Below are 13399 nucleotides of genomic sequence, written 5' to 3'. Positions count from 1 at the left end.
TCTTCAGTTCCGGCGCTATCACGCCCGGGCGATGACGGCTGTTGGATCATCCAGCAGCTCGTCGAGGATCGGATCCGAGAAATCGCCGATCACCAGGGATGCGCCGGCGTCACGTAGTGCCTGTGGGTGATGCGTGGTGACAAGCGCGACGGCGGCCAGCCCGGCTGCACAGGCCGCCTGCACGCCGCGCGGCGAATCCTCGAAGGCGATCGCGTCGTGGGCCTGGATGCCTGCGCGGGACAGTGCCAGCGTATAAGGCTCGGCGTCGGGCTTGATCTTCGAGACGTCGTCCTTGAACACACGGGGCTCGAAGGCCGTGTCCAGGCCCAGGGGAATCAACGATTCGAGCGCATCCGCCTTCGGTGCGTTGGTGACCAGTGCCAGCTTGAAGCTCTTGTCGCGCGCGGCATCCAGAAACGGCGTCACGCCCGGCAACGGAGCGGCCCGGCGCGTACGATCCCGGTAGCGCGCGGCTTGATGGGCGTGCAGATCCTGGCGTGCGGCTTCGTCCATCTCGGGCAGCAGCTCGGCCAGCACGTCGGGGGTGTCTCGACCGTGGAGACGCTCGTGATAGAAATCGTAGTCCACATCAATACCGTGTGGGCGCAGGATCTCGAACCAGGTCGCGCGCGATAGATCGTGCGTATCACTCAACGTGCCGTCGAGATCGAAGAACAGATAATGAGCCATGAAAGGCTGTGCCTTTAAATAATTGCGGGCAATCTGTTCAAGATACGTGATCGCCTGCGGGGCCACGAAAGTGGTTGGCCCTTACAGCAGTGCGTGCAGCAAGTAATAGAACACGATCGAGAACAGCGCCGCGCCCGGTAGCGTCAATATCCAGCCGGCGAACACGCCGCCCAGCACCGACAGATCCAGGGCCCGCATGCCGCGCGCCAGGCCCACGCCCAGTACGCCGCCCACCAGCGTCTGCGTGGTGGATACCGGAATACCAAACCACGTCGCCAGTACCACGGTGCTGGCCGCCGACAGCTCGGCAGAGAAGCCACGCGTGGGGGTCAGCTCGGTGATGCGCCCGCCGATGGTCTTGATCACGCGATGGCCATAGGTGGCCAGGCCGAACACGATACCCGCACCGCCCAGTACCAGCACCCAGCCGGCCACCTCGGACTGGCCGCTGATCTCGCCGGGATGGGCCAGGGTATTGATGATGGCCGCCAGCGGGCCGACCGCGTTGGCCACGTCATTGGAGCCGTGGGCAAACGCCATGGTGGCTGCGGTGAATATCTGGGCATAGCCGAACACGCGCTCGACGTTACGAAACTTGTCCGAGGCCCGGGCCTCGGGCGTCAGATCCACCCGTTTGAGAATCAGGGCCGCGCCGGCAGCCACGGCCAGGCCGATGCCGATCGAAATCGCGATGCTCGTGCCAAGCGATAGGTTCAGGCCGATATGCGACAGGCCCTTGATCAACGTGACCAGACAAATCACGAGAGCGGCCAGAAATACATAGCCCGGAATATAGCGCCGGGCGCCGGCCGCCGGATCGGGGTTTTCCAGCACCAGCCGCCGGATCGATTCGAACAACAGAAACGCCAGTCCGCCCGCGATGATGGGCGAGGCGATCCAGCTCATCACGATGGAGAGAATCTCGCCCCAGTTGATGGGCCCGGCACCGAAGGCCACCAGGGCAAAGCCCAGAATGCCGCCGATGATCGATTGCCCGGTCGATACCGGCATGCCGAACGTCGACATCACCAACAAGAACGTACCCGCACCCACCAGGGCCGAGAGCATGCCAATGACCAGCAGATCCGGCTGAGCGGCCACTACCTCGGGCTTGATCAGCCCGCCGCTGATGGTCTGGGTCACCTCGCCCCCGGCCAGCCAGGCCCCCAGGAACTCGAAGATGCCGGCGATGATCACCGCCTGCCAGATGGTTATCGCCCCGGAGCCCACCGAGGTGCCCATGGCGTTGGCCACGTCGTTGGCGCCGATGCCCCAGGCCATGAAGAAACCGAAGACACAGGCCAGAATGAGCAACAGCTCGGTGTGTTGAGCAATCAGGGACATGCAGAAATCCTTGTCGGGATCGCAGCGAGCATGGTCCGAGCGCGATCGGCGCGCAAGGATCGGGTCGTGCGCGTCGGCAGACGAGGCGTCGGGGCGGGCGCCGGTTTCATCAGACTTGCCGATCGGCCGGAAACAGCCGCTGGGGCAGGGCAGGCAGGCATCAGTGTGTCACCAGAATCTGTAGGCGTGTGCCTACGCGGTCAGCACGGTCGGCTAGGGTACCGATCCAATCGATCACGCGATAGATGAACATCACGTCCAGCGGTGCGTAATCGGCCTCGATGGCCAGCAGCGCCTGGCGAATATCGATCTGTTGGCGATCGGCCTGTTTTTCCAACTGCGACAGCCGCTCGGCCGAGGCCGAAATCATGTCCTCGCCGTCGGCGGTGAAACCCGCGCCCAGCAAGGCATCGAACTCGGCCAGCAGATGCCGTGATTCGGCCACGGCCGCAATCGCGGTATCGCTGTAGTCATGGATTGCGGTATCGATATCGGCCGGAAACTGCATGCGCCGGCCCAACATGAGCCCGCTGATGTCCTTGATCTTGTTGATGATCTTGTCCTGGGCCTCGATCAGCTCCAGCAGATCAGCGCGCGAGACCGGCAAGAACAGCCGCCGCGGCAAATGCAGACGAATTTCATCTTTCAGGTCGTCGGCGCGATGCTCGGCGGCCACGATCGTCTCGTGCAGACGTGCTGCGCGTTTCCAGTCGCCGGTCTGGGCGGCGATCAAGAAATCTGCCAACAGCTCGGCACCGTCGTTCACGGCCTCGATGTGGCGTGACAAGGCAGCAAACGGCGATTTCGCAAACACGCGCGACAACGCGGAACCGGTCGGTGGTGTCATGGGCCGGCCAGTACGGATTTGGCTCGATGTTAAGAGGCGGTCATGTCACGCTCGTGACAGCCGGGCTCGGCGTGTTTAGCGAGCCATCATGATCTGCAGGCGCGCCCCCACCCGCTCGGCGCGATCAGACACGGTGCCGATCCAGTCGATGATCTGGTAGAGAAACATCACTTCCAGCGGTGGCAGCTCGGATTCCTGGGCCAGCAGGCTGCGCCGAATGGCGATCTGTTCTTCATCGGCGCGTTTTTCCAGCTTGCCGAGTTCGACGACCATATCCTCGATCATCTCGGAGATATTGCGCCCAAAGCCGGATTCCAGCACGTCGTCGAGCTCCTCGAGCACCTTGCGCGCCTGGTGCACGGTATCGATCGTAACCTGGATGTATTTATTGATCGGCGCCAGCAGATTCGGCGGAAACTGCATGCGCCGGCCGGTCATGAGCCCGGCGATGTCCTTGATCTTGTTGATGATCTTGTCCTGGGCCTCGACCAGTTCGAGCAGGTCGGACCGAGAGATCGGCAAGAACAGTGTATTGGGCAGGTTCAGCCGGATACGATCCTTGAGATCGTCGGCCTCGTGCTCGCACTCGGATATTTCGGTATACAAGGCGCCCGCGCGATCCCAATCGCCTTCGGTGCTGGCGTTGAAGAAATTGGTCAACAGATCCGCGCCGCGATCGACCTGGCGGATATGCTCGGACAGCGCCTCGAAAGGCGAGCCGCCCCCGAACAGGCGAGACAGCGGGCTGGCTTTACTGATGTCCATGACGTGATCTCATCGTCGGCACGAATGAAAAAGCGCATCGAAAAACGCGATGTGCTCATTGTGGCAGATGATGCGAACGGGCGGGATCAGTCGTCCAGATGCGCGGCCCGGCGCGAGCCCTCGGCCAGCGCGGAGAGATCCAGATCGCCTTCGCCGGCGGCCATCCCCTCGGCCAGGCGCTCGCGGACTGCGGCTCCGACCGGCAAGGCCACATTGTTGGCATGGCCCGCGGCCAGCGCCAGATCCACGTCCTTGGCGCCGAGTGCGAGCTTGAAGCCTTCCGGGTTGTCGTAGTCGCGCTGGGCCATCGCCGGGGCATAGCCTTGATAGGCCGGTGCCGCGAACACCGAGGACGTTACGATTTCCAGAAAATCGCCGGGTTCGACGTCATAGCTGGCCGTGAGTGCTGCGGCCTCGCCCATCGTCTCGACCGCGGCCATCAACATGTAATTGGTGGCCAGCTTGATCACGTTGGCGCGATAGGCATCCGTACCGACCGGCCAGACCTTGGCGCCCATGACGTCAAAGGCCGGGCGTGCCGTTTCGATCGCATCCGCATCACCGGCGGCCACGATCTGTAATTTGCCGGCCTTGGCGATATCCGGTCGGCCGAGCACGGGAGCTGCGATATATGTCTTGCCGGCCGCCGCGTGCTGCTCGGCCATGGCCTTGGCAAAGTCGATCGATACCGTGGCCATGTTCACATGCACCGTGGTCTGGCCCAACGCACCGATCAGATCGTGTTCCTCGACCAGCGCCGACAGCGCCGCGTCGTCGGCCAGCATCGTGATAAGCACATCACAGGCTGCACAGTCCGCCGGTGAGTCGCCCTGTGTTGCGCCCGCCTCAACCAACGGCTTGCACTTGTCGGCGGTGCGATTCCAGACCGTTACATCCAGCCCGGCCGCCACCAGGTTATGCGCCATGGGCGTACCAATCGCGCCGAGGCCAATGAATCCTATTTTCATAACATCGCCTTTTGAAAAGACTATCCGCCGATTGCGCAGATTGGGCATGGCGCCGAGCGTGAATCACCACGCCTCAGGGATCGAGATAATCGACGATCGGAGAAAAAAGCAATCCGCCGATGAACGCCGAGTAAACGCAGATGGATACAGAAAGATGAAAGAAGCCGCTACGGCTATCTTCATCATCTACAAACCATCGGCAACATGCAGGCTATGGCATCACCGCAATCCAGTGGCCCCACCAGGTCCACACCCGCGTCTATCTGCGTTCATCTGCGGATAAAAGAGAACCGTTCTCCCCGCCAAGCCTAGGGGCTGTTGCCGTTTCGTAAGAGCGCCGCGTTGGCGCCCAAAATTCGGCTAGGCAAGGCGCGAGCCGCCGGTCGTGGCGTGCCACGATCAAGGTGAGCAACGCCGCATGGCCAAATTTTGGGCCCAACCCTTCGGGACAAGCGCTGTTTTGCGGCAATCCAGCGTTTTAGCACGCTAGCGCAGAACGACTGCGCGGCGCGTGCTATGCCTCGTCTTGCCGCAAAACAGCGCTTGGCGCGGACTCGTACGAAACGGCAACAGCCCCTAGGCAGTAGGCTCCCAGACGTGCGGCAGGAAGCGATAGCCGTCGCCGTCGGCGACGACATAGCCCACGCCCGGGAAGTCCAGGTGATGGCCGGCGACCATCTCACGCGACTGGGCCACATCGGCCATGATCTCGCGGCGGGTCTTGCGGGCCTGGTCGGGGTCGACATCGAAGCCGATGCCGGCATCCGGGTTCGGAAACTGGATCTGTGGCATGTGCACGACATCGGTCCAGATCAGCACCTGCTCGTTGTTCGACTTGATGCGATAGCCCGAGTGATCCGGCGTATGGCCCGGCAGCGCCACGCGGGTGATGCCGGGCAGGACATCGTCGCCCTCCAGGCGCTGAACCTGCGAGCCGATGGCCTTGAGCACGCGATCGGCGGCCTGGAAATGCTCGGCGAGCTGTTCGTTGGGCGCGTCGCCGGACCAGAAATCCAGCTCGCCGGCCGGGATCAGCACCGTGGCGTTGGGCATGGTGGGTTTATCGTTGTCGTCGATCAGCCCGCCGACGTGATCGGGATGGATATGGGTGACGAGCACCGTATCGATATCCTCGGGGGCCACACCGGCATCAGCCAGGCTGGCAGCCAGCCGCCCGCCGGCATCGCCGCCCAGCGGCCCGAAACCGGCATCGATCAGAATCTTCTGGCGGCCGGTATCCAACAGATACGCGCTCAGCGAAATACGCGCCGGCGTGGGGCGACGGCTGGCGTCCTGCAGCTGCTTGGCCTCGGCGTCGTCGATGTTGAGCAGCACGTCGAGGCCGGCCTCAAACTGGCCGTCCATCAGGGTGGTGAGCGTGAAATCACCGATCGCCAGACGATGGGCGTTGGCAGGTTGGCGCTGTGTCATGTCGTTGAAACGATTGTGAGCAATACACGCAACCTACAACAATCAGCATCGGTTTTGCATGAACGGGCCCGCTGTCGGATATCGGCCGGGTATTAATCATGGACCGATCGATCGTTGACGGTGTCAACGAGATCGACGATCATTCGCTGGATTATTGCCTGGTGCATGCAGTGAATGAGCGATACGCGACTGATCTTCGGCGAAAGCCTGCATCGTTTGATGCATGCCTATCAGCGCGCCATGCGCGAGGGCTTTCGCGCCCACGATATCGATCTGACCGTGGCCCAGGTACGGGTGCTCAAAGGCGTGGCCGCCGCAGATGCGCCCACGGTGCAGGGCGTGGCGGCCCGTATGGATAGCGATCGGGGCCAGGTGACCCGTGCCGTGGCCCGACTGCGCGAGCAGGGTCTGGTCGTTCAGCGCGACAACACGGCCGACCGGCGGAGGCCGCTGCTGGCGATCACCTCGTCCGGCCAGGACCGGCTTGCTCGTGTCATCGATATCCAGGCGGCGGCCGGCCAGCGCATGGCCGGCGGGCTGACGGATACCGATGTGGCGCGCTTCGTGGCGATTGCCGATCAGATGACCGATGCCCTGCATCTCGGCGACGGCGCTGTCCTCGATGGCTGAGGCCAGCGAGCCGCGCATGGCGGGTTATCTGCTAGCGGGCCTGGCCGGTGTGCTGCTGGCCTGTATCGCGGCCGATATCAACGCCCAGGCCACCACGCTGGCGATGGCCGATATCCGCGGTCATCTGGGCGTGGGGATTGATCGCGGCAGCTGGTTCGAAACATTGTTTTCCGTGGGCGAGGTCATGGGCATGCTGGTCGCGCCCTGGCTGGCCATTGCGTTTTCCATGCGCCGGTTCGCGGCCTTTGCCACGCTCATGCTGGCCGTATTGTCGCTCGGGTGTGCCGCGGTCAACTCGCCGGAGCTGTTTTATGGCCTGCGCTATCTACAGGGGCTGTCGACCGGGTTTCTGATTCCGCTCTTGATGACGGTGGCACTTCGGTTTCTCACGCCCTCGATCAAGCTGTTCGGGCTGGCCGCCTATGCATTGACGGCCACCTTTGCGCCCAACTTCGGCGCGCCGGTTGTGGCCTGGGCACACCAGGTGGCCGGTTATGACGCGATCTATCTCTCGGTGGTGCCGGTCGCGGCCCTGGCCTTTGGGTTGATCGTCTATGGCATACCGCAGGATCCGTTGCGCCTGGAACGCTTCAAGCAGCTCGACTGGATCGGGCTGATCCTCGGCTGGACCGCCGGCATCTGTATCGTCACGCTGTTTTCCCAAGGCGAGCGCCTGGACTGGCTGCATTCCCCGATGATCGATGTTCTGGCCATCGTGGGGAGCGTCTCGCTCGTGGTCTTTGTCTGGCACGAGTGCTATCACCCGGTGCCGTTCATCTGGCCCCAGCTGTTGCTGCGCCCGAACTTTGCCTTCGGCACGATCATGCTGTTTGGCTTCATCGTGCTGGGCTTTGCGTTCTCTAACCTGCCGTCGCGGTTCTTGTCCGAGGTACACGGTTATCGCCCGGCCCAGACCATGCCGGTAGCCATGATCGTGGCCTTGCCGCCGCTGGTATTGCTGCCGGCGGTGTCGTGGCTGCTGAATTTCAAACGCGTGGACGCGCGCTGGTGTCTGGTGGTCGGGCTCGTGCTCGTGGCCACCACGTGCCTGCTGTATACCCAAGTGTCTCCGGACTGGATCCGGCATAATTTCTATCTCGGCCAGTCGATCGCCGTGGTGGGTCAGGCGCTGGTGGTGGTCTCGTTGTTGATGCTGGCTACCGGCGTGGTCGCGCCGCAGGAAGGCCCTTATGCCGCGGCCACCATCAACGTCACCCGCGCACTGGCCGCACCGATCGGCACCGGCGTGCTCGACTGGTTCCTGCGTGTACGAAGCGATACCCACTCACACGCGCTGCTCGATCGTATCGGTGCCCATCGCTACGAGCTGGCTCAGTCCACCGCGCTGACCGGCCACGACCCCGCGCCGATGCGCGCCGACGGCGCGAGCGCCAGCGCGATGTCGCAGTTCGCCAGCCATATCCAGAGCCAGGCCCAGACGCTGGCTCTGGCCGACGGCTGGCAGCTCATGCTGGTGCTTGCCGTCGGGCTGCTCATGACCTGTGTGATCACCGAGCGCGTGTATCCGCCCCGACTCAAAATTCCGCCCGGCACCTGATATGGCAGACGACTCCGAAACACCCCAGAAATCGCGCTCGCTCGGCTGGTACGTGATGATCGGCGTGATCGCGCTGATCCTCGTCGTAGGCATTGCCGCAGCCCTCTGGCAGACTTTTGTGCCCGATGCCGATATCTGGACCAACGATGCTCAGATCGAAGCCCATTATGTGACGATCGCACCCAGAGTCTCGGGCCAGATCGCCCAAGTGTTGGTCGCCGATAACGAGGTCGTCGAGAAAGGCCAGCCGCTCGTGCGCCTGGATGCCCGGCCCTATGAAACCGCGGTGGCCGAGGCCAAGGCCCAGACCGGCACGGCCCGGGCACACGTGGATGAGCTTGGTGCCGAAATCGAACGCCAGCCCGCGCTGATCGATCAGGCCCGGGCCGTGGTCAAACGCGACAAGGCCTCGGCCGATTTCGCCGCGCGCAACGCACAGCGCTATCGCGAACTGGCTCGCGCCAACGGCATTTCTGAGGAGCAACGCCAGCGTCAGGAATCCGATTCGCGCTCGGCGGACGGCCAACTGGCTGCCGATCAGGCCGACCTGGACGCCACAAAGAGCCAGCTCAAGGTCTTGAAAGCCCAGAAACAACAGGCCGAGGCACAGCTTGCCGTGGCCCAGGCCCAGCTGGCCGATGCACGCCTGAACCTGTCGTATACGACGATCGTTGCCCCCAAGGCCGGCGTGGTGGGCGAGCGCGCGGCCCGCCCCGGCGCCTGGGTGGATCCGGGCACGGCACTCATGGCCGTGGTGCCGCTACAGAATATCTACGTACAGGCTAATTATCGCGAGACCGAGCTGACCCATGTGCGCCCGGGTCAGCGTGTCTCGATCCATGTAGACGCTTTTCCGGATGCGCCGTTGACCGGGCATGTGGATAGCCTGGCCCCGGCCACGGGCGTGACGTTTTCACCTATCGCCCCCGACAACGCCACCGGCAATTTCACCAAGGTGGTTCAACGCCTGCCGATCAAGATCACCATCGATCCGGGCCAGGGCGCGATCGCGCGCCTCAAACAGGGGCTGTCGGTGGAGACCACGATCCATACCGATCTAACCGACGTGGACTCGAACCTTGGCGTGCACGGCCAGCCCACCGACCGCGCCGGCCTGGAAGCGGCGCGGTCGGGCGCCGATTAAGCGTTGTCCAGGCCCAGGGTTTCCTCGAACAGGCTCGCCAGGCGTTTATAGTGACGTGCATCCGCGGCCTCGTCATAGGCCGGCGTATCGAAGGCCGTGTAGCCGTGGGCGGCCCCGGCATATAGCTCGGTGGTGAAATGCACGCCGGCCGCGGCCAGGGCCTCTTCCATACGCGCGATCTGGGCCGGCGGTAGATGCTCGTCCTTGTCGGCATGGCCGAAATAGACCCGCGCGCGAATCTGATCGACGATATGCACGGGGCTGTTATCGTCGCCTTTCGCGGCCAGTTTGGCGGCATGGAAACCGGCCGCCGCGGCCACGCGCGCCGGGAACTGGGCCGCCATACGCAAGGCAAACGCCCCGGTCAGGCAATAGCCCACCACGCCGATCGGCCCAGCTGCGAATTCGGCCTCGGCGTCGAGCGTATCGACCAGGCCCGCAAAATCCCGGCTCTGGGCTTCTGGCTTCAGCCGCGCGGCATATTCAAACAACGTGGGCCGCACATCATCATCCCGAAAACTCTTGCCCTCCGGGACGACCGCGCCGGCCGCGTCGCGATAATAGATATTGGGCATTAACACGGCATACCCGTTATCCGCCACGGTCTGGGCCTTGTCGAAATAACAGGGCCGCAGGCCGCCGATATCGGTGAACAGCACCACGGCCGGTAACGGCCCGTCGGCGTTCTCCGGCACGAAGATATGCGCGTCCATCGCACCGTCAGCCGTCTGGATCGAGATCTGGCGAGACATAAGTACCTCGTGAAAAATCGTTGCCGCAAAAATGCGTGAAAACCCAAGCGCTTACAACAGCCGTGTGCCGTTGGGTACGGGCGTATCCGGCACCGCCAGGGCGATGCGCCCGGCCGAATCATGGAAACCGGTGACCAGACACTGCGACTGGATTGGGCCGATCTGTTTCGGTGGGAAGTTGATGACCGCCATGACCTGACGGCCCACGAGCGCATCCGGCGCGTACAGCTCCGTGATCTGGGCACTGGATTTGCGCGTGCCGATCTCCGGCCCGAAATCCACGTGCAGGATATAGGCCGGCTTTCTCGCCTCGGCGAATGCCTCGGCCGAGACAACAGTGCCCACGACGAGTCGGACTTTCAGAAAATCCGCAAAGTCGATCGATTCGGAGCTGTCAGCCATGCCTGTCGCTGCCCGTTTGATATAGCTCGGCCACCGCGCGGCCCACATCAGCCAGCACCCGGTCACGCGCCTCCCCGCTCGCGCGCGAACCGGCGTAATAGGCGCTGACGACAATCGCATGGCCCGCGCCGGGATGGATGATCGCGATATCGGCGGCCGTGTTGTCGCCACCCGATCCGGTCTTGTCGCCGATACGCCAGGCGCTCGGCAGCCCGGCCCGCAGGCGATGATCGCCGGTCTGGTTGGCCTGCATCCAGGTCAGCAATTGCGCGCGGGCGCCATGGCTCAATACGTCGCCCAGCAGAATCCGCGTCATCAAGCCCCGCATGGCGTTGGGCGTTGTGGTGTCCTTGGCGTTCAGAGTCGGCTCATTGAGTGCGGTCTCGAGCCGGTTCGAGCGGGTCGTGGCGTCACCCAGTGCGCGGATGAAGTCCGTTAGCGCTGCCGGCCCGCCAACGGCGGCGAACATCAGATTGGCCGCGGTGTTGTCGCTTTGTGTCAGTCCGGCACGACAGATCGCACCCAGCGTCATGCCGGTCGCCACGTGCTGTTCGGTCTCCGGTGAATAAGTGACCAGATCCGCCCGGGTGTAGTCGATGTGTCGTTCCAGCGATTCCTGACCGGCATCCATCCGCGACAGGATCAACGCGGCCAGCGGCAGCTTCACCGTGCTGCACAACAAAAAGCGATCATCGCCGCGGTGGGACAAGCGCCGCGCGCCGGTCGTATCGCACACCGACACGCCAAGCCGGCCGCCGTGGCGGGCTTCCAGTGTTTTCATGCGTGCCAGAAACACCGCGCGCCGGTCGTTTGCCAAGGCCGGCGCGAACATAACCAGCCCAGCCATCGCGGCGATGCCCTGGATGACAGAACGACGTGTCGGCATGGTAAATGTCCTAGTCTGTTGCCGTTATGCGAGCGCCACTTTCGTCGAAAGTCCGCAGTGTGCCCTGCAAGACTCCTCAGCGGCAGGGCGCCCATCTTCAATTTCATGGGCGGCCCAACCCTTCGGGACAAGCGCCCCAAAAATTCGCGACACGTTGGCAATCCAGCGTTCTAGCTCACTGGCGCAGGGTGACTGCGCGGCGCGGGCTACGCTTCGTCTTGCCGCCCATAGTCAATTGATGGATCGCTTGGCGCGGGCTCGCATGAAACGTAAGCAGGCCCTATTCAGCGATCATCATCGCGGCATCGGCCAGCGAGGCCAGGCGTTTGTCGGCCGTGCTGAAATCGTGGTGGACGTGCATGGCACCCGGGAAGGCGATGGTATAGAGCCCGGCGGCCTTGGTTGCGGCAACGCCCTTGGGGTTGTCCTCGATGGCGACCGCCGCATCGGGTGACAGGTTCATGGCGGCAAGTGCTGCATCATAAATATCGGTGGCAGGCTGGCTGTTCTCGGCCCGGGAATCGTCGCCGATGAACTCGAACATATCGGGCGCCAGATCCTCGACCGCTTTGAAGATCGCCATGATGTTTTCGCGCGCAGTGGTCGTGGCCCAGGCCAGCTTGGCCCCGCGGGCCATGGCGGCATGCAGAAGCTCGGGCACGCCGTCGCGCAGGGTAAGGCCGTCGCGCACGATGTGTTCCTGGAACAGCCGGGTCTTTTCCGCGTGGACGTTGGCGATCTCGTCGTCGGTGAGCGTGCGGCCGTCGTCGACGCTCAGCTCGGCCAAGCGCTTGTGACCGCCCGAGTCGTTCAGGCTTTCGGCATAGGCGCCTTCAGTCCAGACGAAATCGATGCCCAGATTGGCAAACGCCTCGTTGAAGCAGGCCAGCTGGATATGCGAGGTCTCGACCAGCGAGCCGATGCCGCCAAAGATCAGTGCGTTGTAACTCATGCAATCGTCCTTGTTTGTATCAAGCCGGAATGGGGACTTCGCTTTTGACCATACCGCGATGGAGTACGCGATCGCTCACCGTCGCACTATGGTCGCCGTGATGCAGCTTCACGCGGCCACCCCGGATGACGACATCGTGGGGCGTCAGACGCGACGATAGAGACAACGTTCAAGCGTGCTTGCTCATACAGCGCTTCGATCGTCTCCTGGCTCTGGGCGGGCGTGTAACCCGACAGCTCGCTACAACGCTCGAGCGTGGATAAGTAAAGCGCAATCTCGCCGGTGATGGGGTGGCGACGCAGCAGCGGATGGCGTTGCATCGCGTCCTGATCCGTCAGGCCGGCCAGATCGATCGCGTCAGTTTCGTAGCCAAAGGCGATATGCTCAGGTAGAGAAAGCGATGTCGTCATAGGGCGATCCCGGTCGTATGCACGCTCAACCATCAGCGGCAACAGGCCCTAAAGATGACCAGAAAACAGCGGCTTTGCGCATGCGCAAGATTACGGAGCCGGTTCATTCAGCGATGCCGCTAATATCTCGGCAAGGGGCCTCATGAGTCGTCGAACGCGTATGCCTGTCTTGTTGTTGCGCAGGGTCTGTGAGCTGCTGGTGCTGGTGGGCCTGGGGCTGAATGCGGCTCAGGCCGAGGTAGCCACACGCTTTCCCGACACGGCCGAGCAGGGTGCGATGGTCATCGGCCGCGTGGCGCCCGATAGCAGCGTGCGCTACGCCGGGCGCGATCTGCGGGTGACGGATTACGGCACAGTGGTGTTCGGCATTGCCCGTGATGCCCGCCAGCCGGCCGAGGTGACGATCACGTATCCCGACGGGCGCGTGGCGCACGTACAAATCGCGATTCGGACCCACGATTGGCCTGTCCAGCGGGTCAACGGCGTGCCCCAGAAGACGGCCACGCCGCCGCCGGCCGTCGCCAAACGCATCGTCCGCGAGCAGGCCGAGGTGGCTGCCGTGCGCCGATCGAGTAGCGATGCTCTGGGGTCTGTTGAGGTTTCATACGAGCCCGCGTTGA

Annotated in this window: 14 protein-coding genes and 1 pseudogene; 4 read left to right on the top strand and 11 right to left on the bottom strand. The window is 63.3% G+C overall.

Annotation, left to right across the window (positions count from 1 at the left end; translation table 11 throughout):
- Nucleotides 1–18: 18 nt before the first annotated feature.
- The 6 genes from SAJA_RS07185 to SAJA_RS07160 all read right to left on the bottom strand — a co-directional run bounded on the left by SAJA_RS07185 (nucleotide 19) and on the right by SAJA_RS07160 (nucleotide 6045).
- On the bottom strand, nucleotides 19–690 hold the full coding sequence (locus SAJA_RS07185) for an HAD family hydrolase (protein ID WP_123657990.1): 672 nt from the start codon (nucleotides 688–690) through the stop codon (nucleotides 19–21).
- An 81-nt stretch (nucleotides 691–771) separates the two neighbouring features.
- On the bottom strand, nucleotides 772–2034 hold the full coding sequence (locus SAJA_RS07180) for an inorganic phosphate transporter (RefSeq protein ID WP_123657989.1): 1263 nt from the start codon (nucleotides 2032–2034) through the stop codon (nucleotides 772–774).
- Nucleotides 2035–2194: 160 nt separating this feature from the next.
- Complete coding sequence (locus SAJA_RS07175; RefSeq protein ID WP_123657988.1) at nucleotides 2195–2881, bottom strand: TIGR00153 family protein; 687 nt, start codon at nucleotides 2879–2881, stop codon at nucleotides 2195–2197.
- A gap of 75 nt (nucleotides 2882–2956) precedes the next feature.
- On the bottom strand, nucleotides 2957–3640 hold the full coding sequence (locus SAJA_RS07170) for a TIGR00153 family protein (RefSeq protein ID WP_123658019.1): 684 nt from the start codon (nucleotides 3638–3640) through the stop codon (nucleotides 2957–2959).
- 92 nt (nucleotides 3641–3732) lie between these two features.
- The gene (locus SAJA_RS07165) at nucleotides 3733–4614 is read right to left on the bottom strand and encodes an NAD(P)-dependent oxidoreductase (protein ID WP_123657987.1); all 882 of its coding nucleotides are present in this window, start codon (nucleotides 4612–4614) and stop codon (nucleotides 3733–3735) included.
- Between the two features lie 576 nt (nucleotides 4615–5190).
- Nucleotides 5191–6045, bottom strand: coding sequence for an MBL fold metallo-hydrolase (locus SAJA_RS07160; RefSeq protein WP_123657986.1), 855 nt, complete (start codon nucleotides 6043–6045; stop codon nucleotides 5191–5193).
- Nucleotides 6046–6219: 174 nt separating this feature from the next.
- Here SAJA_RS07160 and SAJA_RS07155 point away from each other — a divergent pair, with 174 nt between their 5' ends.
- Genes SAJA_RS07155 through SAJA_RS07145 form a run of 3 tightly spaced genes read left to right on the top strand, consistent with a single transcriptional unit; the run spans nucleotide 6220 to nucleotide 9377 of the window.
- Nucleotides 6220–6675, top strand: a complete 456-nt coding sequence (locus SAJA_RS07155) for a MarR family winged helix-turn-helix transcriptional regulator (RefSeq protein ID WP_123657985.1) — start codon at nucleotides 6220–6222, stop codon at nucleotides 6673–6675.
- Entirely contained in the window at nucleotides 6668–8233 is a 1566-nt protein-coding gene (locus tag SAJA_RS07150) for an MFS transporter (protein ID WP_184999792.1), read from the top strand. Before SAJA_RS07155 ends, SAJA_RS07150 begins: the two co-directional genes overlap by 8 nt.
- Before the next feature lies 1 nt (nucleotide 8234).
- A complete protein-coding gene (locus SAJA_RS07145; protein ID WP_221180156.1) occupies nucleotides 8235–9377 on the top strand; it encodes an HlyD family secretion protein in 1143 nt (380 codons plus the stop codon).
- Here SAJA_RS07145 and SAJA_RS07140 read toward each other — a convergent pair.
- The 5 genes from SAJA_RS07140 to SAJA_RS07120 form a co-directional block, all read right to left on the bottom strand.
- Nucleotides 9374–10129: a dienelactone hydrolase family protein gene (locus SAJA_RS07140; protein WP_123657983.1), complete on the bottom strand. Its 756-nt coding sequence runs from the start codon at nucleotides 10127–10129 to the stop codon at nucleotides 9374–9376. The genes SAJA_RS07145 and SAJA_RS07140 overlap by 4 nt on opposite strands.
- Nucleotides 10130–10180: 51 nt before the next feature.
- Nucleotides 10181–10531 (bottom strand): tRNA-binding protein, encoded by a 351-nt coding sequence (locus SAJA_RS07135; protein ID WP_123657982.1) that lies wholly within the window; start codon nucleotides 10529–10531, stop codon nucleotides 10181–10183.
- The gene (gene bla / locus SAJA_RS07130) at nucleotides 10524–11417 is read right to left on the bottom strand and encodes a class A beta-lactamase (RefSeq protein ID WP_123657981.1); all 894 of its coding nucleotides are present in this window, start codon (nucleotides 11415–11417) and stop codon (nucleotides 10524–10526) included. The genes SAJA_RS07135 and bla overlap by 8 nt, the downstream gene beginning before the upstream one ends.
- Before the next feature lie 280 nt (nucleotides 11418–11697).
- Entirely contained in the window at nucleotides 11698–12369 is a 672-nt protein-coding gene (locus tag SAJA_RS07125; RefSeq protein ID WP_123657980.1) for an HAD family hydrolase, read from the bottom strand.
- An 86-nt stretch (nucleotides 12370–12455) separates the two neighbouring features.
- Nucleotides 12456–12779 carry a hypothetical protein gene (locus SAJA_RS07120; protein WP_123657979.1) on the bottom strand — a complete coding sequence of 108 codons (324 nt, stop codon included), beginning with the start codon at nucleotides 12777–12779 and terminating at the stop codon, nucleotides 12456–12458.
- Between the two features lie 142 nt (nucleotides 12780–12921).
- On the opposite strand from SAJA_RS07120, the pseudogene SAJA_RS07115 reads away from it, so the two are divergent.
- Nucleotides 12922–13399, top strand: a pseudogene (locus tag SAJA_RS07115) (M23 family peptidase); the annotation flags it as partial.

It is taken from the genome of Salinisphaera japonica YTM-1 (assembly GCF_003788585.1).
Classification (GTDB): Bacteria; Pseudomonadota; Gammaproteobacteria; order Nevskiales; family Salinisphaeraceae; genus Salinisphaera; species Salinisphaera japonica.
This window is presented reverse-complemented; position numbering and strand designations above follow the sequence as displayed.

Excerpts from the sequence above, each read along its gene's own strand:
- SAJA_RS07185 (WP_123657990.1), bottom strand. The coding sequence starts at position 690 with ATGGCTCATTATCTGTTCTTCGATCTCGACGGCACGTTGAGTGATACG.
- SAJA_RS07180 (WP_123657989.1), bottom strand. The coding sequence starts at position 2,034 with ATGTCCCTGATTGCTCAACACACCGAGCTGTTGCTCATTCTGGCCTGT.
- SAJA_RS07175 (WP_123657988.1), bottom strand. The coding sequence starts at position 2,881 with ATGACACCACCGACCGGTTCCGCGTTGTCGCGCGTGTTTGCGAAATCG.
- SAJA_RS07165 (WP_123657987.1), bottom strand. The coding sequence starts at position 4,614 with ATGAAAATAGGATTCATTGGCCTCGGCGCGATTGGTACGCCCATGGCG.
- SAJA_RS07160 (WP_123657986.1), bottom strand. The coding sequence starts at position 6,045 with ATGACACAGCGCCAACCTGCCAACGCCCATCGTCTGGCGATCGGTGAT.
- SAJA_RS07155 (WP_123657985.1), top strand. The coding sequence starts at position 6,220 with ATGAGCGATACGCGACTGATCTTCGGCGAAAGCCTGCATCGTTTGATG.
- SAJA_RS07150 (WP_184999792.1), top strand. The coding sequence starts at position 6,668 with ATGGCTGAGGCCAGCGAGCCGCGCATGGCGGGTTATCTGCTAGCGGGC.
- SAJA_RS07145 (WP_221180156.1), top strand. The coding sequence starts at position 8,235 with ATGGCAGACGACTCCGAAACACCCCAGAAATCGCGCTCGCTCGGCTGG.
- SAJA_RS07140 (WP_123657983.1), bottom strand. The coding sequence starts at position 10,129 with ATGTCTCGCCAGATCTCGATCCAGACGGCTGACGGTGCGATGGACGCG.
- SAJA_RS07135 (WP_123657982.1), bottom strand. The coding sequence starts at position 10,531 with ATGGCTGACAGCTCCGAATCGATCGACTTTGCGGATTTTCTGAAAGTC.
- bla (WP_123657981.1), bottom strand. The coding sequence starts at position 11,417 with ATGCCGACACGTCGTTCTGTCATCCAGGGCATCGCCGCGATGGCTGGG.
- SAJA_RS07125 (WP_123657980.1), bottom strand. The coding sequence starts at position 12,369 with ATGAGTTACAACGCACTGATCTTTGGCGGCATCGGCTCGCTGGTCGAG.
- SAJA_RS07120 (WP_123657979.1), bottom strand. The coding sequence starts at position 12,779 with ATGACGACATCGCTTTCTCTACCTGAGCATATCGCCTTTGGCTACGAA.